Annotated in this window: 25 protein-coding genes and 1 tRNA gene; 9 read left to right on the top strand and 17 right to left on the bottom strand. The window is 36.2% G+C overall.

From position 1 onward, the window contains the following. The 8 genes from nuoF to J2T03_RS09800 form a co-directional block, all read right to left on the bottom strand. Positions 1-1359: an NADH-quinone oxidoreductase subunit NuoF gene (nuoF, locus tag J2T03_RS09835; protein WP_307210989.1), complete on the bottom strand. Its 1359-nt coding sequence runs from the start codon at positions 1357-1359 to the stop codon at positions 1-3. A 12-nt stretch (positions 1360-1371) separates the two neighbouring features. Beyond that, positions 1372-1881 carry an NADH-quinone oxidoreductase subunit NuoE family protein gene (locus tag J2T03_RS09830; RefSeq protein WP_260540349.1) on the bottom strand — a complete coding sequence of 170 codons (510 nt, stop codon included), beginning with the start codon at positions 1879-1881 and terminating at the stop codon, positions 1372-1374. A gap of 104 nt (positions 1882-1985) precedes the next feature. Further along, complete coding sequence (locus J2T03_RS09825; RefSeq protein ID WP_306846590.1) at positions 1986-3209, bottom strand: NADH-quinone oxidoreductase subunit D; 1224 nt, start codon at positions 3207-3209, stop codon at positions 1986-1988. Between the two features lie 74 nt (positions 3210-3283). Then, positions 3284-3778, bottom strand: a complete 495-nt coding sequence (locus tag J2T03_RS09820) for an NADH-quinone oxidoreductase subunit C (RefSeq protein ID WP_306846592.1) — start codon at positions 3776-3778, stop codon at positions 3284-3286. A 6-nt stretch (positions 3779-3784) separates the two neighbouring features. Then, a complete protein-coding gene (locus tag J2T03_RS09815) occupies positions 3785-4345 on the bottom strand; it encodes an NADH-quinone oxidoreductase subunit B (protein ID WP_047397471.1) in 561 nt (186 codons plus the stop codon). A gap of 99 nt (positions 4346-4444) precedes the next feature. Further along, a complete protein-coding gene (locus J2T03_RS09810) occupies positions 4445-4816 on the bottom strand; it encodes an NADH-quinone oxidoreductase subunit A (protein WP_089754018.1) in 372 nt (123 codons plus the stop codon). Between the two features lie 121 nt (positions 4817-4937). Continuing rightward, the gene (locus J2T03_RS09805; RefSeq protein ID WP_306846607.1) at positions 4938-5114 is read right to left on the bottom strand and encodes a hypothetical protein; all 177 of its coding nucleotides are present in this window, start codon (positions 5112-5114) and stop codon (positions 4938-4940) included. Positions 5115-5221: 107 nt separating this feature from the next. Beyond that, a complete protein-coding gene (locus tag J2T03_RS09800) occupies positions 5222-6352 on the bottom strand; it encodes a GTP cyclohydrolase (RefSeq protein WP_306846609.1) in 1131 nt (376 codons plus the stop codon). Between the two features lie 106 nt (positions 6353-6458). Between J2T03_RS09800 and J2T03_RS09795 the strand changes: the two genes are divergently transcribed. Then, complete coding sequence (locus J2T03_RS09795; RefSeq protein WP_307210986.1) at positions 6459-7169, top strand: zinc metallopeptidase; 711 nt, start codon at positions 6459-6461, stop codon at positions 7167-7169. Here J2T03_RS09795 and J2T03_RS09790 read toward each other — a convergent pair. The 9 genes from J2T03_RS09790 to rbfA form a co-directional block, all read right to left on the bottom strand. Then, the gene (locus J2T03_RS09790; protein ID WP_307210984.1) at positions 7166-7771 is read right to left on the bottom strand and encodes an IMPACT family protein; all 606 of its coding nucleotides are present in this window, start codon (positions 7769-7771) and stop codon (positions 7166-7168) included. The genes J2T03_RS09795 and J2T03_RS09790 overlap by 4 nt on opposite strands. A gap of 145 nt (positions 7772-7916) precedes the next feature. Further along, the gene (locus J2T03_RS20555; RefSeq protein WP_444861416.1) at positions 7917-8159 is read right to left on the bottom strand and encodes a bacteriocin-like protein; all 243 of its coding nucleotides are present in this window, start codon (positions 8157-8159) and stop codon (positions 7917-7919) included. Between the two features lie 180 nt (positions 8160-8339). Further along, positions 8340-8516, bottom strand: coding sequence for a bacteriocin-like protein (locus J2T03_RS09785; protein WP_306846613.1), 177 nt, complete (start codon positions 8514-8516; stop codon positions 8340-8342). Positions 8517-8673: 157 nt separating this feature from the next. Further along, a complete protein-coding gene (gene ribD / locus J2T03_RS09780) occupies positions 8674-9702 on the bottom strand; it encodes a bifunctional diaminohydroxyphosphoribosylaminopyrimidine deaminase/5-amino-6-(5-phosphoribosylamino)uracil reductase RibD (protein ID WP_307210982.1) in 1029 nt (342 codons plus the stop codon). 62 nt (positions 9703-9764) lie between these two features. Next, complete coding sequence (locus J2T03_RS09775; RefSeq protein WP_306846617.1) at positions 9765-11570, bottom strand: DUF349 domain-containing protein; 1806 nt, start codon at positions 11568-11570, stop codon at positions 9765-9767. Between the two features lie 75 nt (positions 11571-11645). Further along, a complete protein-coding gene (locus J2T03_RS09770; protein WP_307210980.1) occupies positions 11646-12383 on the bottom strand; it encodes a shikimate dehydrogenase family protein in 738 nt (245 codons plus the stop codon). Between the two features lie 61 nt (positions 12384-12444). Then, entirely contained in the window at positions 12445-14229 is a 1785-nt protein-coding gene (locus tag J2T03_RS09765) for an endonuclease (protein WP_307210979.1), read from the bottom strand. Between the two features lie 69 nt (positions 14230-14298). After that, positions 14299-15504: an ABC transporter permease gene (locus J2T03_RS09760; protein ID WP_306846623.1), complete on the bottom strand. Its 1206-nt coding sequence runs from the start codon at positions 15502-15504 to the stop codon at positions 14299-14301. A gap of 3 nt (positions 15505-15507) precedes the next feature. Then, on the bottom strand, positions 15508-15867 hold the full coding sequence (rbfA, locus tag J2T03_RS09755) for a 30S ribosome-binding factor RbfA (RefSeq protein ID WP_116012826.1): 360 nt from the start codon (positions 15865-15867) through the stop codon (positions 15508-15510). 94 nt (positions 15868-15961) lie between these two features. Between rbfA and mce the strand changes: the two genes are divergently transcribed. The 8 genes from mce to J2T03_RS09715 all read left to right on the top strand — a co-directional run bounded on the left by mce (position 15962) and on the right by J2T03_RS09715 (position 22010). Further along, positions 15962-16360 carry a methylmalonyl-CoA epimerase gene (gene mce, locus J2T03_RS09750; RefSeq protein WP_306846625.1) on the top strand — a complete coding sequence of 133 codons (399 nt, stop codon included), beginning with the start codon at positions 15962-15964 and terminating at the stop codon, positions 16358-16360. A 62-nt stretch (positions 16361-16422) separates the two neighbouring features. Further along, positions 16423-16496, top strand: a tRNA-Ile gene (locus tag J2T03_RS09745). An 88-nt stretch (positions 16497-16584) separates the two neighbouring features. Beyond that, positions 16585-17454 (top strand): hypothetical protein, encoded by an 870-nt coding sequence (locus tag J2T03_RS09740; RefSeq protein ID WP_307210978.1) that lies wholly within the window; start codon positions 16585-16587, stop codon positions 17452-17454. Positions 17455-17596: 142 nt separating this feature from the next. Then, on the top strand, positions 17597-17884 hold the full coding sequence (locus J2T03_RS09735) for a helix-turn-helix domain-containing protein (RefSeq protein ID WP_307210976.1): 288 nt from the start codon (positions 17597-17599) through the stop codon (positions 17882-17884). Beyond that, positions 17877-18284 (top strand): hypothetical protein, encoded by a 408-nt coding sequence (locus J2T03_RS09730; protein ID WP_307210975.1) that lies wholly within the window; start codon positions 17877-17879, stop codon positions 18282-18284. The genes J2T03_RS09735 and J2T03_RS09730 overlap by 8 nt, the downstream gene beginning before the upstream one ends. A 4-nt stretch (positions 18285-18288) precedes the next feature. After that, positions 18289-19605: a DUF3987 domain-containing protein gene (locus J2T03_RS09725; protein WP_307210973.1), complete on the top strand. Its 1317-nt coding sequence runs from the start codon at positions 18289-18291 to the stop codon at positions 19603-19605. Positions 19606-19714: 109 nt separating this feature from the next. Further along, positions 19715-20923 (top strand): site-specific integrase, encoded by a 1209-nt coding sequence (locus J2T03_RS09720; protein ID WP_307210972.1) that lies wholly within the window; start codon positions 19715-19717, stop codon positions 20921-20923. A gap of 118 nt (positions 20924-21041) precedes the next feature. After that, the gene (locus J2T03_RS09715) at positions 21042-22010 is read left to right on the top strand and encodes an AAA family ATPase (RefSeq protein ID WP_307210970.1); all 969 of its coding nucleotides are present in this window, start codon (positions 21042-21044) and stop codon (positions 22008-22010) included. Positions 22011-22360: the final 350 nt, after the last annotated feature.

Below are 22360 nucleotides of genomic sequence, written 5' to 3'. Positions count from 1 at the left end.
CTACGCATTTTTTTCAACAGCCGGGATTGGGTCTGCATAATTTGCCAATCCATAATTTTGTGTTTGAGACAGTTCCGGGTTTTTAATATGCCATTCAAATTCATCTCTGAAATGGCGGATCGCTGCTGCAACTGGCCAAGCTGCTGCATCACCCAATGGACAAATAGTATTTCCTTCTATTTTTCTCTGTATATCCCAAAGAAGGTCAATGTCTTCCATTTTCCCTTCTCCTTTTTCAATTTTTTTCAAGATTTTGTACATCCATCCCGTTCCTTCACGACAAGGTGTACATTGTCCACAACTTTCATGATTATAGAATCTTGCTAAAGTCATGGTGTGCTCCACGATACACTGGTCTTCATCCAAAACGATGAAACCTCCTGAACCCATCATGGTTCCGGTAGCAAAACCACCGTCTGCCAATGATTCATAGTTCATGTATCTTGGTTCTCCGTTCACGGTTCTCAGTAATAAATTAGCTGGAACAATCGGAACAGAGCTTCCTCCAGGAATACAAGCCTTCAGCTTCTTTCCGTTAGCAATACCACCGCAGTATTCATCAGAATAGATGAATTCTTCAACAGTAATTGTCATATCGATTTCGTAAACTCCGGGTTTGTTAATGTTTCCGCAGGCAGAAATTAATTTCGTTCCTGTAGATCTTCCTACCCCGATTTTAGCATATTCAGCTCCTGTAATATCAATGATCGGAACGATAGCTGCGATAGATTCCACATTATTTACCACTGTTGGTCTTTCCCAAAGTCCTTTTACAGCCGGGAATGGTGGTTTTAATCTTGGATTTCCTCTTTTACCTTCAAGGGATTCAAGCAATGCTGTTTCTTCCCCACAGATATAAGCTCCGCCTCCTCTCTGAACATAAATTTCACAGTCGAAACCGGTTCCCATGATATTTTTACCTAAAAATCCTGCTGCTTTGGCTTCTTCAATGGCTTCTTCCAAAATATCAGGAATCCATGAGTATTCTCCACGGATGTAGATATAAGAAACATTTGAACCTAAACAGTAAGAGGATATAAGCATTCCTTCGATCAGTAAATGAGGAAGAAACTCCATCAGATATCTGTCTTTGAAAGTTCCCGGTTCAGATTCATCAGCATTCACGACCAGGTGTCTTGGCACGCCTTCCGGTTTTGCCAGAAAGCTCCATTTCATTCCTGTTGGAAATCCTGCTCCACCACGTCCACGAAGTCCTGAAGCTTTTACTTCTTCAAGAATTTCGTCAGGGGTCATTTTCAAGGCTTTTTCTGCAGCTGTGTAACCTCCCTGTTTGCGGTAAGTTTCAAAGTAGCGAATACCTTCTATATGTGCATCTTTAAGTAAAAGTTTTTTACTCATCGTATATTTTAATTAATCTAAAGCAACCTGTCCCTGTCTGCAAAGATCAAGGATTTCGTCTACTTTTTCTATCGTTAAATTTTCATGAAAGAATTTCCCCAACTGCATCATTGGTGCGTATCCGCAGGCTCCAAGGCATTCAGCAGGCTTTAAGGTAAACATACCGTCTTCGGTAGTCTCTCCGTCTTTAATATTCAGTTTGGTTCTGATATGGTCAAGGATTTTTTCACTTCCGCACACCATGCAAGGTCCTGTTCTGCATACTTCCAAAACATATTTACCAACCGGCTTCATATTGAACATGGTATAAAAAGTAGCTACTTCATATACTTCAATTGGCTTAATACTTAATAATTCAGCAACATAATCCATTACAGGAACGTCTAACCATCCTCCGAACTCTTTCTGTGCTAAGTGAAGTACAGGAAGAAGAGCAGACTTTTGTCTTCCCTCAGGATATCTTGTGATAATTTTGTGTACCTGTTCTAAACTTTCCGGTTTAAAAGCTATTGTTTCGCTCATTTTATTTAATGTATTATTGTACAGTGTACAATGTACTAATGACTTTATTTATTTAATCATTGTAAAATCATGAATACATTTTACAATGATACTTTTTACAATTTTTATGCGTCTAATTCTCCCGCAATAATATTCATACTACACATCGTAACAATCGCATCTGAAATTACAGAGCCTGTAATCATTTCAGGGTATGCCTGGTAATAGATGAAGCATGGTCTTCTGAAGTGAAGTCTATAGGGGCTTCTCCCTCCATCGCTCACTAAATAGAACCCTAACTCTCCGTTTCCACCTTCTACAGCATGATAAACTTCACCTTTCGGCACATCGGTTTCTCCCATAACGATTTTGAAATGGTAGATCAGAGCTTCCATTTTCTGATAAACATCCGCCTTTTCAGGAAGATAAAAATCAGGAACATCCGCATGGAATGGTCCCTCAGGAAGATTGTCGTATGCTTGATTGATAATTTTAAGGGATTCCCAGATTTCCTGCTGACGAACCATGAAACGGTCGTAAGTATCACCTGCAGTTCCTACAGGAATGATGAAATCGAAATCTTCGTAAGAAGAATAAGGCTGCGCAACTCTTACATCGTAATCCACGCCTGCTGCACGTAAGTTTGGACCTGTAAAACCATAGCTTAAAGCTCTTTCCGCAGAAATTGCTCCTGCTCCGATAGTTCTGTCCATAAAAATTCTGTTTCTTTCCAATAAAGTACAGAATTCTTTAAATCTTGGTGGGAATGTTTTCAGGAAGTCTTTTAATAGTTCATGGAATCTTGGAGTGAAATCTCTTTCAAAACCTCCTATTCTTCCCATATTTGTCGTCATTCTTGCGCCACAAATCTGCTCATACATATCATAAATACGTTCTCTTTCGATGAACATATAGGTAAGACCTGTAATCGCCCCTGAGTCCATTCCGGTTACCCCGTTACAGATCAAGTGATCACCGATTCTGGCTAATTCCATTAAAATAACACGCATATAATCTACACGTTTCGGAACTTTTACGCCGATCAGCTTTTCTACTGTCATGTGCCAGCCAAGGTTATTGATAGGCGCTGAACAGTAATTCATCCGGTCAGTAAGGGTCGTGATCTGAGAATAATTTCTTCTTTCGGAAATTTTTTCAAATGCTCTGTGGATATAGCCTACCGTTTGTTCTGCGTGAAGGATTCTTTCTCCGTCCATCGTTAAGATATTCTGGAAGATCCCATGGGTGGCAGGGTGGGTAGGTCCTAAATTGAGGGTGTAAAGCTGCCCGTCAATCTGCTCCTTACTTTCGTATTGGTTAAGTATATTAGATAATGAGTTATCTTTCATAATTTAAATGCTTTAGGCTCTAGGCTCTAGGCTTTAAGCTTATTGCTTATTGCTTATCGCTTATTGCATTATTTTTATCTTCCGAACATATTATCGTCCTTATCTGTTCTGGTCCCATCTTCAAGACGGTATTCCTTCAGCATCGGGTGGTATCCGAGATCTTCCATATTCAGGATAGGCCTCAGGTCAGGATGTCCTTTGAATTTAATTCCGTAGAAATCAAACGTTTCTCTTTCCATCCAGTTTGCTCCGGCAAATAAATCTACAAGAGAATCCACTTCGATATTTTCCCTGGACATGAAGATCTTCAGACGTAATCTGACATTAGCCATCATATTGTGCAGGTGATATACGACTCCAATTTCCTTGTCCGGAAATTCAGGGTAATGGATCCCGCAGATATCGGTAAGGAAATTGAATTCCAATGATGAATCTTTCAGATAATGAATAATCTTTTTGATGTCATCTTTTTTTACTTCAACAGTTAACATTCCATAAGGCTCTGAACTAGAGATTACAGACTCCGGAAATTCTCTTGTGATTGCTTCTAATACAAATTCGTTCGTCATTTCCGTTTAGTTGCTAATGTTGTAAGAATCTAACAATTTTTGGTATTCAGGCATATCTCTTCTTCTGATGCTTTCGCTTTCTGCCAAAGCCTGAACCTGCATTACGCCTTCAATGATCTGCTCCGGTCTTGGAGGGCATCCCGGAACATAAACGTCAACCGGAATAATTTTATCAATTCCCTGTAAAACAGAGTAGGTGTCAAAAATACCACCGCTGGACGCACAGGCTCCAACAGCAACCACCCATTTTGGCTCGGCCATCTGAGTGTACACTTCTTTTAGGACAGGTCCTAATTTTTTAGATATAGTCCCGCAAACCATCAGCATATCTGCCTGTCTTGGTGAGAAAGAGTTTCTTTCCATACCAAATCTTGAAGCGTCATATGTAGGGTTCAGGGTAGCCATAAACTCGATACCACAACAAGAGGTTGCAAATGGTAACGGCCAAAGAGAGAATTTTCTGGCCATCCCGATTACACTGCTCAGTTTCGTTGCGAAAAAACCTTCTCCTTCAAATCCTTCGGGAGCAGGTGCATCTGTTCTTATTACTGGTTTGTTATCTGACATTTGATTGATTTAAGATTTTAATTTAGATTCTGAATTGGTGTTAATGTTAATTTAACTCTAATTTTCCGATCTAAAATTGTCATTTAAAATTTCTATTCTTTATTTATCCCAATCTAATGCGCCACGTTTCCATACATAGAAAAACGCCATGAAGAAAATTGCCACGAATGTAAGTACAGCAAGAAAGCCTTCCATCCCGAATTCTCTGAAGTTTACAGCATATGGGTAAAAAAATACGATTTCAATATCGAAAAGCACGAATAATACCGCTGTCAGGAAATATTTGATGGAAAACGGTGTCCTTGCATTTCCTTCCACAGGAACCCCACATTCCCAGCTTTGGTTTTTTACAGAATTTCCTTTTTTCTGTTTTGGTCCCAGAAAATGGGCTCCAAGCAAAGAAACGGCTACGAATGCGATAGCTACACCTGCTTGAAGAAGGATTGGAATATAACTTTCAGGTAAATTCATTTTTGCATTATTATCTCAATTTGCAAATTTAGCGAATAAACAAGAAAGCATGAAATTAATAAGCTTAAAAGTGGGATTAAAATGGGGAAAAGTGGTAATTTAGAATCAATAAAAATAGTGCTTATTTCTTCATTTTTTTGAGGAGAGAATAAGCCATGAACGAAATATATCCAAAAAGAATGCTGGCAAGTGTTATATTGACCACCGTGTTCATTCGGTCGTCTTCGATCTGAAAAAAGAAGTTATAGGCGATAAATGCTGCAATCAGAACAGCAAAAACAATAAGATGTGGTTTCATGTGATGAATTTACAGGAAAAATTAGTTTTTCAGGTACATTTTTTGAAGTGGAAAGTATGAGTTATCAGCTTCCGGTTTTAAATAAGTCACTAATAACTCATCATTTATCATTCATTAATCGTTAATGAATAAGTTCTCCTTCTTTTGTGATTGACTGGGTTGTAATCCTGCCAAAGCACCTGCACACTTTTATTTTCTTCCAATTCAGGATTGGTTTCTGCAAAATCAATTCCCATGCTGGTAAAACGTACAAAAATTTCTTTAAATATAATGGCTGTAACACCCCGTCTCTGATATTCGGGATGAATTCCGATCAGGTAAAAATTGGCACGGTCATTTTTCTTTCCTGCCTGTAAAAAATGCCACCATCCGAAAGGAAACAGTTTACCTTTTGATTTTTGTAAAGCCTTTGAATAAGACGGCATTGTAATAGCAAATGATATCAGTTCGTTATTTTCATCCACCACACAGATCACATAGTTTTTGTCTATAAAAGGGAAGTATTTTTCCCTGTAAGTCTGTATTTGTTCGTCCGAAATAGGAGTATAGGTTGAAAGATGTTTATAGGTTTCATCAAGCAGTTTAAACATAGGCTCTACAAACGGCAGGATTTCCTGCTTTGATTTGAAATTGAGAACTTTAAGCTTGTATTTCTGTGCAATCAACCCACTGAATTTTTCTACTTTTTCCGGCAAAACCTTTGGGAAGTTCATTTCGTATTCCACCCATTCTTTTTCTTTGATCAATCCAAGATCTTCCAGGTGTTTCGGATAATATTCATGATTGTAGATTCCGATCATGGTGGCCAGCTTATCAAAACCCATGGTAAGCATTCCTGCTTTATCAAGATTGGTAAAGCCCATTGGCCCTTCAATCTTATCAATGTTGTTTTCCTTGGCGTAATCTATTGCTTTTTGGATCAGTGCCTGAGAAACTTCTTTATCATCAATAAAGTCAATCCACCCGAAGCGCACTTTTCTGATGCCCAATTCCTTTTCTTCCTTGTGATTGATAATCACTGCTATCCTACCAGCCACTTTATTGTCTTTCAGGGCAAGGAACTGCTTGGATTTTGAATAATTTAAAGCCGGATTTTCTTTTGCGTCCCAAATTTTAAATTCATCTTTGATGAAGGAAGGGACATAATAAGGGTTGTTTTTATAAAGATCCATTGGAAATCTTACGAATTTTTTTAATTCGTTTTGATTTTTCACTTCAATAACTGAAACTTTAGACATAGATAAAAGGATAATTAGAGAACAAATATAGATAATAAAATGTAATACTTTGGCACAGTTTTTACATCATTATGGTTAAAATTTAAACACAAAAAATCTATATAAAATGATGGGTTATTATATTATTATCGGTGTTTCAATGCTGATAAGCTGGTGGGTTTCGTCCAGATTAAAATCGAAATTTGAATACTATTCCAATGTGCATCTTAGAAATGGGCTTTCAGGAAAAGAAGTTGCAGAAAAAATGCTTAGAGATAACGGAATCACTGATGTACAGGTAATTTCTGTTCCCGGCCAGCTGACGGATCACTATAACCCGGCAGATAAAACAGTTAATCTTTCTGAAGGAGTCTATATGCAGAGAAATGCAGCAGCAGCGGCAGTGGCAGCACACGAATGCGGACATGCCGTACAGCATGCTGTAGGATATTCGATGCTGAACCTGCGTTCCAAGCTGGTTCCTGTAGTTAATATAAGTTCTAATCTTATGCAGTTTGTCCTTCTTGCAGGTATTGGTATCATGGCAGCAACAAGATCAATCGATGATCCAAACGGTAATACGACAGTTCTGGCGATAGGAGTAGCCATGTTTGCGATGACTACACTTTTTGCTTTTGTGACCCTTCCGGTGGAATATGATGCCAGCAATAGAGCAATGAAATGGATTAAAGATACAGGAACGGTTACCCAGGAAGAATTTGTCGGAGTACAGGACAGTTTGAAATGGGCAGCAAGAACGTATGTGGTGGCAGCTCTTGGATCACTTGCCCAGCTTCTTTATTGGGGTTCCTTACTGCTTGGTAGCAGAAGAAATTAATCTTTAAATTCAAATGAAACATACTGCATCTCGGATAATTTGTCTGAGATGCTTTCTTTTTGGGCTAATTTTAAAGAAGCGGTGAGAATGCAGTTTTCATGGGCATCAAAACTCAATACCTTAGCATCAAATTTGGAAAGCAAAGTAAAAATAGTATTCTGCTGATTGAAGTTGAACTGGATTTCAATTTCTGTTTCAAGTTCTTTTGTAATGATATTTGCTTCTTCCAGGGTGATCTTTGCACATTCCTTATAAGCTTTCACAAGTCCTGAAACGCCGAGCTTTGTTCCTCCATAATAGCGGACTGATATAACCAGGACATTCGTAATCTCATGTGCTAAAAGCTGATTGTATATCGGAAGACCTGCGCTTCCTGATGGTTCTCCGTCATCGTTTGCCCGGTAGTTTTCACCTTCCAAACCCATTCTGAAAGCATAACAATGATGGGTAGCCTTAGGATGCTCTGCCCTGATTTTCTCCAGTGCATCTTTCAGTTCCTTTTCGTTATTCACCGGAAAGGCAAATCCAATGAATTTACTTCCTTTTTCTTTTAATAAAGTGTTTTCTATGGGTTTTTCTATGGTTTTATATTCGAACGTCATTATAGCCGGCTTTATAAATGCAAAAATATAAAATGTAGTGATCTGTTTGCATTTTCAGGAAACAAAGTATTTATTATTTGAAGAGAAATAAATAAAAAATCCTCAATGCTATGAGGATTTTTTTGCCCGGAGTGGTTTGGAGAGATTAAAATACGAGATCTCCACCAGGCCAGTTATTAAACTGATCGCAGGTGTTTGCTAGTGCCAGAATCGTTCTTTCCCGTGCATCAGTAATGCACCGATCACATGCCCAGATACCTCCCATATTTATACATGTACATCTAGGACCCGCATCTACAGACCACGACCCTCCACATGGTTCTGGACCAAATTCTCCTCCTAATACTTGCTTTAAATCATTTCTCGAAATCTTCTTTAAATTTTTCATGTTAATTTATTTTTAGTTACTAAAAATAAATAATTGACGATAATAATTGTAATTTTTTTTATAAAATGTTTTTATGTTAAATTGAATCTGAATCCCTTTAATTATAACATTATAAACAATGAAGCCGTCAATATTTTGACGGCTTGCTTTATCTTTGATGTGATACGCTGAATCCTTCTTCTATGATCCGCAATAATCTAAGGGAAGTAAACACATATAACTGACAGGAGTACAGAAATCCTGAGGACACTTGTCTCTACATCTTGTAGATTCCCCGGTAGGTAACGTACAGTTTACAAATTCTCCACCTGTAATACTTTTTAAACCAATTCTGGAAATTTTCTTTAGATTTTTCATTTAATTATAATTTGAAGTTCAAAGCTTTAATTCACTATGAAGTTAATTATTTATTTTAAATTAAAATGTGATTTTCTGAAAATTTTATTATGTTAAATTGATGTTGTTAAACTAGAGAATAGAAGAAAGGGTATGTCATTTTGGCATAAAAACTAACTTATATGTTTGGACGGTAAAAAGAAATTGTATTGTCTCTAACTGTTTTAACCTCGCGAGGTTTTAAATCCAGCTTAGGTGCCTTAGTCCCATTTTCCATTTTCAGTTCTTCATTTCTGATTACAATAGCTTCATCCCAAAGTCCTTCATTGATAAACTGTAGTAGAGTATAGCTGCCTCCTTCTATGATGACAGATTGGATCTGCTCCTTATAAAGAGCATTCATCAGATCCTGCAGGAAGTTTTCTTTTCCGGTTTTTATAAATTTAATATTATTTTCAGTTCCTTCTTTTTTGCTGTTGATTACCAAAGTTGGTGCTTCGTTATTATAAATTCTGAAATTTCTCGGTACTTTCAGATCAAAATCAATCAGAATTCTGACAGGGTTTACTCCTTCAGCATTTCTTACCGTTAGGCTCGGATTATCATTTAAAGCAGTTTGCGTTCCCACTAAGATAGCATGTTCGTCAGCTCTTAGCTGATGTACAAATTGGTTGACCAAAGAATTTGAAATGGCTGTTGGTTTAAAGTCTTTATCTAAAAATCCGTCTCCTGATTCTGCCCATTTCAAAATGATGTAGGGCCGTTTCTTTTCATGATAGGTGAAAAATCTTTTATTGAGTTCAATACATTCCCTTTCCAGTATTCCTGAAACCGCTTCAATACCTGCATCCTGAATGATCTTTTTTCCTTTCCCGTTTACTTTATCATGAGAATCCATAGCCCCAATAACTACTTTCCTGAAGCCAAGTTCTTTAATTTTTAAAGCACATGGCGGTGTTTTTCCGTAATGGGCGCACGGCTCCAGTGAAACATAGATCGTAGATTCTGGTATAAGATCTTTATTTTCTACAGAATTAATAGCATTAATCTCAGCGTGGTTTTCTCCGGCTTTATGATGGTATCCTTCACCAATGATCTTTCCGTTATGAATGATCACGCTACCTACAAGAGGGTTGGGGTAGGTTTTACCCAGCGCTTTTTGAGCGAGCTCAATGCATCTTTTTATATATAATTCGTCGTTGTTCATACAGTAAAAGAAAAAGCGAAGACAAATTTCTTTGCTCCGCCTTTTTTATATTATTTAATAGATTAATCTCCGGTAATGATATTGTGAAGATTCTGCCTTAAAGTTTCCAGATGAGCCTTCTTCTCGTCTATTGTATTGAACGTATCCTTAAGAAGAGGATTTTCTCTTGACGGCTTGTTGAAGAATGCCAGGTTGTTTTCCAGTTTTACAATTTCGCCTTCAAGATCAGAAATCTGGCTCTTGATTTTTCTGGCTTTATCTGTAAGCTGGTTTTCCGTTAAGCCTTCTTCTTTCAGCTCAAGTTCGTTGATTTTATTAAGCTTCAGCTTTTCTCTTAATGTTCTGTTGAACTCGGTATTGATTGAGATTTTATCTCTCGGTACTTTCCCGATGTTATTCCAGGCGGTTTTTATAGCTTCTATCCTTTCAATGCTGCCTTCGTCATTGGAAACAGTTTTCAGATCTTCCAGAATTTCTTTTTTCTGCTTATAATTCTCTTTCCAGTTATCGTTGGAGGCATTGTTTTTCTCTCTGTAATTGTTGAAGAACGTATTACAGGCATCACGGAATTCGTCCCAGATTTTATTGGTCATGCTCTTTGGAACGTGCCCGATTTTTTTCCAGTCTTCCTGTAGCTTTTTGAAAAGAGGAACGGCGATATCCCATTCTTCATTGTTCATATTGTCCTGAGCAGTCTGGATGAGTTTTAATTTCTCTTCCAGATTGGTTTGCTGAGAGCCTTTGAGAGATTTATAATAATTATTTTTTGTTGTATTGAAAGCTCTTAGTGTCGTTTTAAAATCATTCCAGTTCTGATTGGACAGTTTTCGGGGAACACTTCCTGTTTTTAAGAATTCAGTACGAAGGTCTTCAACTCTTTTGATCGAATTCTGCCAGTAGCTGTGGTTAGGCGTTTCGGAAGGTTCAGATAACTTTTTGATCTCTGCGATGATCTGGTTTTTCTTTTCCAGGTTATCATTTTGTTCGCCTTCAATAGCTGCAGAAAGTTCAGATTTTCTTTCGTGGATCTTGTTGGAGATCTCTTTGAATTCTTCCCATGTTTTTTCACGGAATTCTTCTGCTACAGGTTCAGCTTCTTCTTTCCAAAGTTTGTGAAGATACTGGAGCTCGTTCAGGGCTTTCTGAATTACAGGTTCACTTTCCAGTTCTTTAGCGCGTGCAATAATATGCTGTCTTTTCTCTAAATTATGGCTGAATTCCTGCTCGAGAAATTCTTTATTTAGGTCCAGCATCTGGTAAAACTGGTTCAGATGGTGGAAATAGTTATTATTAAGAATCTTGAATTCAGATTTTGCAACCTGACCGGCTTTTGACCATTCTTCTTTGATCTCGCGGATGGATTTGAAAAGATTGGTTCCCGGTTCAGAATTGGTATAAAGATTTTTAAGCCTTTCTATAATATTCTGGCGGTGATCAAGGTTCTTTTTCTGCTCTTCATCCTGAGATCTCTGATAGCTGTCATGTTTTTCCCTGAAAATATTAACCAAAGCGGAGAGTTTGGACTGTAAGGGGTGTTCATAACTGAAATTTTCAGGAGCATTCCCGCCTTCTACATACTCATGCTTTTTGTCTTCCACTTCATCATGAATATAATGACTTGCTTTTTCTTTTAACTGATTGAATCTTTTGAAATTTTCACCGGCATTGGCCGAATTGATAATAGCTTCCATTTCTTTCAAAGCATCAGCCAGGGAAATATCATCAGTATGCTCCTCTTCCAGATGCTCTGCATCGTCATCCTGAGCATTTTCGTTGTGAGATGCGGAGTTTTTTTGGGGCTCCTCTTGAGATACTTCGTTAGAATTTTTATTTTCTTCGTTTTCAGAAAGATTGTTTTCTGTAATCATAGCAAATCTTTTATGTGAGTGGCGTTAATATCCTTTTATATATAGCAGTAAAGCCAATTAAGGTACTAATTTAGGTTATTTTTTTTGAAAATTCCAAATTTCCCAAGCTTTTTCTGCTTGCTGCTCAAGCATATAATAACCATTGACTGTTTTGGCTCCTTTTTCGGAGGCTTTAAGGATGAATTGGGTGTAGTTCGGGTTGTAGATCAGATCAATAATCAGGTGTTCCGGGGTGATTCCTTCGAAAGGAAATTCCAGGCAGTCTTCCACATTTGGAAATGTACCTACAGGAGTGCACTGGATGATGATCTTATGGCCGCGGACTGTCTCGCTGTCAATATTTTTGAAATTGATTTCGGTATTTCTGGAAATGGTAATTGATGGAATTCCATGTTTTTCCATGATATATTTCACGGCTTTTGCAGCACCTCCGTTCCCCAGAATCAACGCTTTATTCTGATGGGCTTTTTTGTGAAGCAGGAGTGTTTTTTCAAAACCGAAAGCATCAGTATTATAGCCTGTTTTTTTACCGTCTCTGATCAGAACACAATTGACGGCGCCAATCTTTTTTGCTTCGTCGCTGAGCTCGTCAAGATAGTCAGCAATCTTTTCTTTGTAAGGAATGGTAACATTGAATCCTAAAATTTCAGGATCATTCATGAGGAGTTCTACTTCGTCAATTTCATTCAGGTCAAAAATATCGTAAGTAAAGTCTTTCAGCATCAGCTTCTGGAACTTGTCTTCAAAGAATTTTTTAGAAAAGGAATAGGAAATATTCTTTCCTATCAGTCCTAGCTTTTTATTGGAATCCATATATCAAAAATAAAAAAAAGACCGAATAAATCGGTCTTTGTGATCAAATATTTTTTACAGTTTAGTCTACGATGAATTTTGTAGAGAAATGGTCTGTTTTTAAGATGTAATTTCCTTTTGTTAGTCCTTTAATATTGATCTTATCAGAGTTTTTAAACGGATTTGAAATTACTTCAATCAGTTTTCCTGAAAGGTCATAGATCTCAGCTTTCGATATTTTGCTTAGATTTTCACCTTTTACGAATAATTCGTTATTTTTTACCGGGTTAGGGTAGATGGTGAATTCAGACTTGTTCTTTTTCACATCTGAAGTTCCTAATGAACCAAAGCATGTCCATGTAAGGTCATCTATGGCAACTCTATTCGAACCCGGATTAGTGATCTTAATAATTGCATTTCCACTGATATTCGCGTTAACTGTTGTCGTAGTTACTGTTGTACTGTATGGAACAGTTCCTATCACAGTTCCATTAACTTCAATATTTAAATTACCATTTGAACCATTAGTAAATTTTCGTTGAGTGGTTATTGTTATAGCTTGTACTCCTCCTGAAATTGTAGAACTTGTCAAATTTCCACCTTGAATAGTAATTGCCCTTCCGTTAATGGTCTGGTCTGTTCTTGCAAAGTTAGCTGTCCATGTAATATTATTATTGGTCCAAGTTCTGGTTTCGTAGCCAGAGCTATTAGCAGGAATTGTTTCAAAGTTTTCTGTTCCACAGCTTGTATTTCCGCCAGGCTGTCCTGCCAGTGTTGTTCCATCTGCGTTGTTACTCGGTGAAGAAGAGTTTCCTGAAGCATCTTTAGCAATCACATAGAAAGTATAAGTAGTAGACGGAGATAATCCCTGAACAGTTGCTGTAGTTCCTGAAACTGTAGTTTTCAGTGTTCCGTTCATATATACATCATAAGCTGTAACACCAATATTATCCGTAGCAGCTGTCCAGCTTAAAGAAATGGTATTGGAAGTTGGATTCTGAGTAATAAGATTGGTAGCAGCAGTTGGAGCCTGTGTATCTATAACCGGTGCTCCCCAGATCTGTTCAGCATAAGCCGGATTGTCTATAAATGGATTTCTGTTTCCCTGATAAGTATAAGATGCGTTGTTTCTGGAAATCTCTTCAGGAGAAACGGGATCTACTGCATGCCATACTAAAAGCTGGTTCAGCTCCCATGGCTGAAGCCCCGGATAAGCGGATCCGCCCAGCATATTTCCGGTACTGAAAACTGAAAGCCCAGCTTCATATCTCGTTACAAAATAAAAGATCATTCTGGCTACATCACCTTTAAAAGCATCGATGGGCTCAAATACAGTCCCTCCATATCCAGGTGATGCTGAATTTCCAAGTTTAGATCCGTTTTCTGATGTAAAAGAAGCAATTTGTACTTTACCAAAAGGGTAATTAGATCTTATACCATTCACTTTTCCGTCGGTTGCCCGGATGAAATGAATATCTGATACCATTGGACTGGCTTCATTGAATAAGCTTTGAGGTACAATATGTTCTCTGTTGTAGCAGTCTCCTTCGCCGTTATATCCACTACTGCCACACTGGTTTGTACCTAGCGTGTATGTGTAAGGATCCTGACTGTTTGGTTTTTCAGAATAAATATCCAGAATCGTTCCGTCATTTTCGTAAAAAAAGTCACGGTCAGTCGTTGCATAGCCTGTCCATAGGCCACCGTAACCATGGTCCTGATGACCTTGTTCAATTATGCCTTTAAGTGCAGTTTTAAGTGGAGCACCCGTAAACCCGGCAGCTGCATTATAATAACCGGCAGGAGCCTGTGCTGAAGCAAACATAAATGTAATACTCAGCAGAAAAAAAGATAAAATTCGTTTCATTTAAAAAAAATTGGGCCGTAAAGGTACAAAAAATTGAAAATGGACTGATTTTATTTCAAAACGGATATGTTAACTTTTAGTAATATAGTCTTTGCTGATTTTGGAAAAGAACCAAGAAATGATGATTCCGAAAAGGGAGGCGGTGAACGCCACGATAAGATAATTTTTCCCAACAATTTTTACGGGGAAGGGAAGTATCTCATTAGCTCTGAAGAATTCTGTATAAAGTTGGAAATAGCAGAGTAGGGTTCCTGCGATCAGCCCAGAGATCACTCCGGAAATCACAATAAGAAGTCCGGTATAGAAATAGGTCATTCTCAGATGACTGATCGGAAAACCGAGTGAAATAAGGGATCTTGACTGTTCTCTTTTGTCAAGCTGTAGAATAATAATAGCTCCTGCCAGATTGAAAGTCGTAATGAAAATTACCAGGGCAAAAATGAGATAGATGAACATTTTTTCTGTATTGATCATCTTCCAGAATGCTGCATTTTCTTCTTCCTTGGTTTTTATTTCAATATTTTTACCCAATGAAGTAAGAAGGCTCTGCTTTACAGCATCAGCATTTTCAGGATTTCTTAATTTAATTACAATCTGGTACGCTGATTTTTTTGGAAGGCTGAGTAATTCCTCCGTCAGTTCTATTGGGGCAATGATGTAACTATCCAGCTGCTCTTTTCCCGGAAAAACCCCTGTCACAAGAAAATCCTTTTTATTATAGATATCGTCCTCTTTGTTAATGATGCCGGTTCCAGGCTTAGGCATAAAGATTGTAGCATAATTGCTTGTTGAATCTATGGGAATAGAAAGCCTGTTGTGCAGGTTTGTTTCCATCAACACTTCATTAGAGAACTCAAAACTTGGATAAGTTCCATAGAATACATCCTTATCAATAGGATTGACCTTTGTATAAGCGGAATCAACTCCTCTTAAGTAAGCAATGTCGCCTTTGCCTTTATAATTGACATACACCTTTTCCTCAATGACCCGGGAAAAATTGCTGATTGCTTTATTGTTTTTTAAAACTGTAGTGACTTTATCCAGATCTTTCACTGTTTTTCCTGAAACACTTTTCAGGGTGAGATCTGCATGAAGGTTGGAAATCAGGTCTTTGTTCAGAGTTTCAAGGCCTGAGAATACTGAAATAATCACAAACATTGCAGTCACAGCAACCGTCATGGCACCTACCGAAAGCCACGTTATGAACGTCACGGCGGTACTTCCCTTTTTAGCCAAAAGGTATCTGGATGCTATGTAAAATGCAATATTTTTCAAGATTTATAAAACCGGATTGTCGCCTTCGCCTCTTAATTCTCTTTCCAATTTTTCAACATCATCAAGAGCAGTGTCCAGATAAAAGTTAAGCTGCGGAATTATACGTACCTGTTTTGCCATTTTCTGGCCGATAAAATTTCTGTATTGAGGTTTGTTTTCTTCAATTTCTTTCATCACCGCAGAACGGAATTCCTGCGGGAAAATGCTCAAATAAATTTTAGCGATACCCAGATCTGCCGATATTTTTACATCCGAAACAGATACCAATATGCTCTGCTTGCTTTCTGAAGCCTGTTTGCGGAAAAGCTCTGCGAAGTCTTCCTGAATGATCTGTGCTACTTTTCTTTGTCTGTTACTTTCCATAAGTTATGCAAATTTAGTACTTTTGTTTGAATTGATACCTTTGAAATTCAGCTCCGGTATCAAATTTACGATTTAATTATATTTATTACTACTTATGAAGCTAGAACATATCGGTATTGCCGTAAAATCTTTAGGGGTCTCAGATGACCTTTTCTCCAGGTTATTAGGAAAAGAATCTTACAAAAAAGAAAGTGTGGAAAGGGAAGGGGTAGTTACTTCTTTTTACGGAACCGGGGAAAGCAAAATTGAGCTGTTAGAAGCCAGTAATCCGGAAAGCCCGATCTCAAAATTTATCGATAAAAAGGGTGAAGGTATCCATCATCTTGCATTTGGTGTAGAAAATATCCTTGAAGAGATTGAAAGATTAAAAAAAGAAGGTTTCCAGTTTATCTCTGAAGAACCGAAAGAAGGTGCTGATAACAAATTAGTTGTCTTCCTGCACCCAAAATCGACAAATGGAGTGTTGGTAGAACTTTGTCAAGAAAAGCAATAAAAAGTTTTGTGGTGAAGGAAATTTTACTATTTTTGCAATCACAAAATTTAACCAAGTTTTGAGGTCCTATAGCTCAGTTGGTTAGAGCACCTGACTCATAATCAGGTGGTCCCTGGTTCGAGCCCAGGTGGGACCACTTTTTAAATCAAGCACTTACAGAAATGTAGGTGCTTTTTTTATTTTTTGACTGCAACAATACTGCAACATTTTATTATTTTTGAGTTGTGAACAATGAACTACTATATCCATTCAAAAACCTTGAGATTTATCTTAAAACGATAGATGCTAACTTAAATAGTTTTTATAATTCATTTAAACTTGATGCTTTTGCCCGAAGAATTGTACCTAATGGCATTGATAAAGAAAACATGCAGGTTTCTATGCTGAAAGACTACTATAAAGACGATGAAAATCCTGTACAAATATTTACTTTTAGTGAAGAAGCCGGAAATATGATTCTCAATCTGCTGACTAAGGGATTTGCTAATGTGGATAAAGCTCTTGAACTTCAACGAAAGCTAAGCAAAAATAGAGTTCTGGTTTATTTAGATACCCTTAATACCCAGTTAACAGAAGTCTTCACAAAAGACTTGATTGATAAGTACACATTTCTGGAACAATACAGAACAATGGCTTTTCAAAACATAGAAGAACTTGTTTTTCAGGAAAAGGAACAATTTCCTAGCTTCCCACCTCTTAATTTTATTGTAAGAGAAGGAGAAAACGTAATCTCTAAACTAGAAACGCTATATTCACTATTAATCAGTTATTCTCTTATCTCTTGTACTAAAGAAGATTTTATCAAAGCATTTACAGGTCATAAAATAGATAAAGGAATCAACTGGATCGCAAAAAGCCCTAAGAATAATACAACCAATAAGCCTTTACTGGTATACTTTTTCAGGCAATTAATGAATAACAGGTATATTAAAGCTTCTTTTCGTAATGATGAGAATCATTATCTAACTACTCTATTCAGAAATAGAGACGGATCAGAATTTACTTCAAGGCAGCTTTCTTCAGCAAAGTATGATATGTCTGATAATAAATCTGCACAACAAGAACTTATAGACGATATTATTTCTCAATTATAATTTTACAACACATAATAATATACCCTGATATACCCTGATATCAGGGTAATTCTATTGATTATAAGAGTATTCCTTGCTTTTCTTTGCCATCGAATTTGAAGTCCAAATTGAATGACGTCAAGACTTCATAAAATTTAATATCATGACAAAAGATAAGTTTAATCAAAATGAAAATTTCCTTAGTAAACAAGCACTTGTTGAAAAGGAAATCTTAAGCTTTAAAGAAGCACTAGTGTACTTAGATGTATCACCAAGTTTACTTTACAAACTAACATCCCAGCGAACAATCACGTATTTTAAGCCCAATGGTGGTAAAATCTATTTCAAGAAAACAGACTTGGATAGCTGGATGCTTCAAAATGAGAATAAAAGCAAGGAGCTTTTAGAAGAAGAATTATTGAATAAATTAAAAGTGAGAAAAGATGTATAAGAAATTAGAAAATTATAGAATAAAACATGAAAATGAAGTAAATTTTCATGAATTTAATAAAAGGATTTTGAGAACTGTTGAAAAAATTTCAATTACGGAGGTTGCTGCTAATAGTTTTCATTATGAAGTAGATCAAAAAACTAATAGAGGTATTCGTATTTCTTATTTTCCAGAAAAAACTGAAATTTCAATTTTTCCTTCAAGTAGTAAATATGACTATAAATTAGCTGACGTGTTGGTCAATTACTTAGTTTTTTATTCGAATGGTTTTTTCCTGGATACTTCACCAAAAAGTAAAAATAATCCTCCTTATGATGATAGGATGAAGAATGATAATCGTGGGTATTTTATTATTCCAGAGGTCATTAAAAATACCAGTACTAAAATATTAAAAGGATAAGATTATGGAAGAGATAAAAATAAATGGCGGCGTGACCAATGAACTTATAGAAGAAGGAGTATATCGTAGGCTGCCTAAAATACTGCAAAATATTACCAATCCATTTACAGGACGTGAAAGAGATATAATATTAACATCAGCTATTGGAGTATTAAGTGCTTGTTTACCCAATCTGTATGGGGTTTATGATGGAGATAAAATTTATTCCAATCTGTATGTAATGATTACTGCTCCGGCAGCATCAGGTAAAGGAGTTATGAATAAATCAAGGATTTTAATTGATAAAATTCATGATAAAGTTCTAAAAGATAGCATCAATATTCAGAAAAACTGTAAAGAAGAAAAAAAGAAGTCAAAAGAAAAAGACTCTGATAATTGTCCATCATTAGAAATCAAAATATTGCCAGCCAATATTTCCACAGCAGAAATGTATACCTATATGGGAGCATCTAATCATGGATTACTGATTATGGAATCAGAAGCAGATACTATGAGTAATATGCTCAATAATGACTGGAGTAATTATTCTGATATACTGAGAAAATGTTTTCACCATGAGCCAATTTCGATCAGTAGAAAAATGGAGAAAATATTTGAAGATATTAAAGAACCAAAGCTGTCTTTGGTAATGAGCGGAACACCGGAACAATTAAAGACGTTGATTAAATCAAAAGAAAATGGATTGTATTCACGGTTTATTGTATACACATTTGATGAAATCAATCAATTCAAAAATGTATTTTCGATCAATACCAGGAGCTATAATGCTATATTTGAAGAAGAAGCAAAAAAAATATTTAATCTTTATGAAGTACTAGCAAGTTTAAAACAAGAGATAGAGTTTAAGTTTACTAAAAATCAGGTAGAAAAATTTCTGAAAGAACTTATCGCAATACATAAGATAATATTAGACGATCATCCGCAATCTTTTATATCTAATCTCAATAGGCATGGGCTTATTTTATTCAGAATAGCCATGATATTAACAGCTTTACGCAATATAGATAATATTTCTGGTACTGGTAAAGAATTAGTCTGTTCTAATGTGGATTTTATATTGGCACTAGAAATAACAAAAGCTTTTCTGAAGCATTCATTGGTTACTTATAATACATTCGATGATGGTATATTGTCAGAAAATGATGAAAAATTACTGTTTGGATTACCTTTTAAGTTTACTAGAGCCGAAGCAATTGAATTGGCAGAAGAGCATAATATACCTAAAAGAACAATGGATGATAAGCTTAAGCAGTGGAAGAAAAAGAACATCATTAGTCCTATAAAACAAGGACTTTACAGACGAAATAAAAATTTCATGTAAAGGATGTAAAAGTTGCAATTTTTGCAATTTCAAAAGACTACACTAATACTGCCCAATTTATCAAATACCACATTGGGCAGTTATTTCTTCAATTTTAACATTTATAAATATGAACACAAGTATAAAAATTGTACTTGACAGTAGACCTGTGTCTAATAATTTGTACACGGTCTACCTTAGGATTATCAAGGATAGGAAAAGAAAAAACATAGCCTTGGGCTTAAAATGTAGGAAAGAACATTTTGAAAATGAACAGTTCCTTAAAGGTCATCCGGACTATAAAGTCGAAAATAGTCTGCTTATCAGCTTCAAGGCAAGAGCCAATAAGATTATAAGAGACTTTCAGAATGAAGGAAAAAACTTCGGCCTTGATGAGTTTGAATATAAGTTCAAGAATAAAACAACGGAACAGAATGTCCTTGTAGCTGGGTTCTTTGATGAAATCATTGATGAACTAACCCGGTCAGGAAGGATTGGAAATGCGAAGGCATATAAAGATACCAAAGATTCATTTGTGAGTTTTGGCGGTAAAAAATTACGACTTCGAGATATTACTCCTGTTTTGCTGGAAAAGTACGAAGTCAGTTTAAGGGAAAGAGGAAACGGTAATGGTGGAATAAGCTTTAAGATGAGACATTTAAGGGCATTGGTCAATAAAGCCATAAAACGTAAGCTTATCACGAAAGAAAATTATCCATTTGAGACTTATAAAGTTTCAAAGCTTAAATCGGTAAACAATAAGAAGGCACTTAGTATAGAGGAGTTTAAAAAGTTGAAAGATGTTGATTTATCCAAGTCGCCACATCTTCATGAAGCATACAACTATTTTATGTTTTCCATCTATGCAAGGGGAATGAACTTTATTGATATGATGAAGCTTAAATGGTCAGATATTCAGGACGGTAGGATTTATTACGTAAGGTCTAAAACGAAAGCCAGTTTTAATATCGAGATTAACCCTGCTATGCAGGAGATAATAGATCTATACAAAGCTCAGGGAAGAAAAAGTCAATATGTATTTCCGATTCTACTGAAAGATGATTTGACACCTGTTCAGATTGCCAATAGAAAACATAAGGTATTAAGCAGGTACAATTCCAAATTAAAAGAAATTGGAAAATTGGCAGGTATTGATAAATCTGTTACCTCTTACGTTGCAAGACACAGTTTTGCTACCATACTGAAATATTTAGGAACAAGTGTATCAAAGATTTCAGAGATGATGGGCCATAGTGACGTTCAGATTACCATGACTTATCTTAAAGATTTTGAAAATGAAGATTTGGATCAGGAAATAAACAAACTAATAGAATTATAAGAGTAGATACAAAAGAATCAATAATAGCCGAGGGTTAATTGCAATATGTGATTAACCTTTTTTCATTTAAAAAATTAACATTTAAACAAAGAATATTAACCATTAAATTTTAAAACGTATGCAATTAAAACAATCACAGAGGCAACAGGTAAAGCTCAGATTAGGACTATCAGGAGCATCAGGCTTTGGAAAGACTAAATCAGCCCTATTATTAGCTTATGGAATGACACAAGATTGGAGTAAGATTGCTGTCATTGACACAGAAAACTCCTCTGCTTCTCTTTATTCAGACTTAGGAAATTACAATGTACTTGACTTGCAATCTCCCTATTCTCCTGAAAGGTATATACAGGCTATAGAACTATGTGAGAAATCAGGAATTGAGGTCATTATTATTGATAGCGCATCTCATGAATGGAATGGTACTGGTGGATGTCTCGATATTCATGAGAAACTAGGTGGCAGATTTCAAGACTGGTCTAATCTCACACCAAGGCATCAGGCATTTATCAATAAAATTCTACAATCAAGTTGTCATATCATTACTACTACCAGGAGAAAAATAGATTACTCTTTAGATGTTGGAAGCAATGGCAAAACCCAAGTAGTGAAGCATGGAACCAAAGAAATCACCAGAGAAGGCTTTGAATATGAATTGACGATTAATTTCGAGTTAGTTAATGAGAATCACTTAGCTAAAGCAAGTAAAGATAGAACAGGGCTATTTATGAACAGACCTGAATTTATTATCACTTCTGAAATAGGCAGAATAATTTTAGAGTGGTGTAATTCCGGTATTGCAGAAACTGCAAGTTTTGCAACCTCTTCTGAATTCTCTGTGACTTCTGCGAACTCAACAGATTATTTTGGTCCTGGTGATGCGCGCTTCTCCAACGGTAACAATAATATAAGTAAAGATAGTATTTTAAATAGAATTAGTACCAGCAATACCATTGCAGAACTTTTGGCTATTTACAAACAGTACCCGGAATTTCAACAGGAATTGAAGTCTGCGTACGAAACAAGAAAATCATTTTTAATCAAATTATCCAATCCTCAAAACTTTTCAACTAATGGACACCATTAATAAAATAAGACCTGCTTCCTTAGAAAAAATCTTTAAATAAGAAGTATTTGAGCTTCGACCAGCTCAAACAACCAATGATATCTTCTGCTATTGCTATTGTTTCAACCGAGATAAAACGAAAATCAGAGACAGAATCAGAACAAGAGAAACAATACAAACCTCTGGAAATGACTACCTTCTTCTAAGAACTGAAGTTTACCAGGAGCAAAAGCAATCAGAAGAGAGACAATACGAGAATAAACCGTTCATTGAAGCAAATACGCAAGGGGTTAAAAAGACTTGCTGGGCCACCAAAAAACTATCTATTACGAAAGAATGGCATTTATAATAAGATTTGAATGTGTTTGAGT

The sequence above is a fragment of the Chryseobacterium lathyri genome, from assembly GCF_030812195.1.
In the GTDB taxonomy this organism is placed as follows: domain Bacteria; phylum Bacteroidota; class Bacteroidia; order Flavobacteriales; family Weeksellaceae; genus Chryseobacterium; species Chryseobacterium lathyri_A.
The sequence above is the reverse complement of the archived record's forward strand: the minus strand, read 5'-3'. Positions and strand labels throughout refer to the sequence as shown.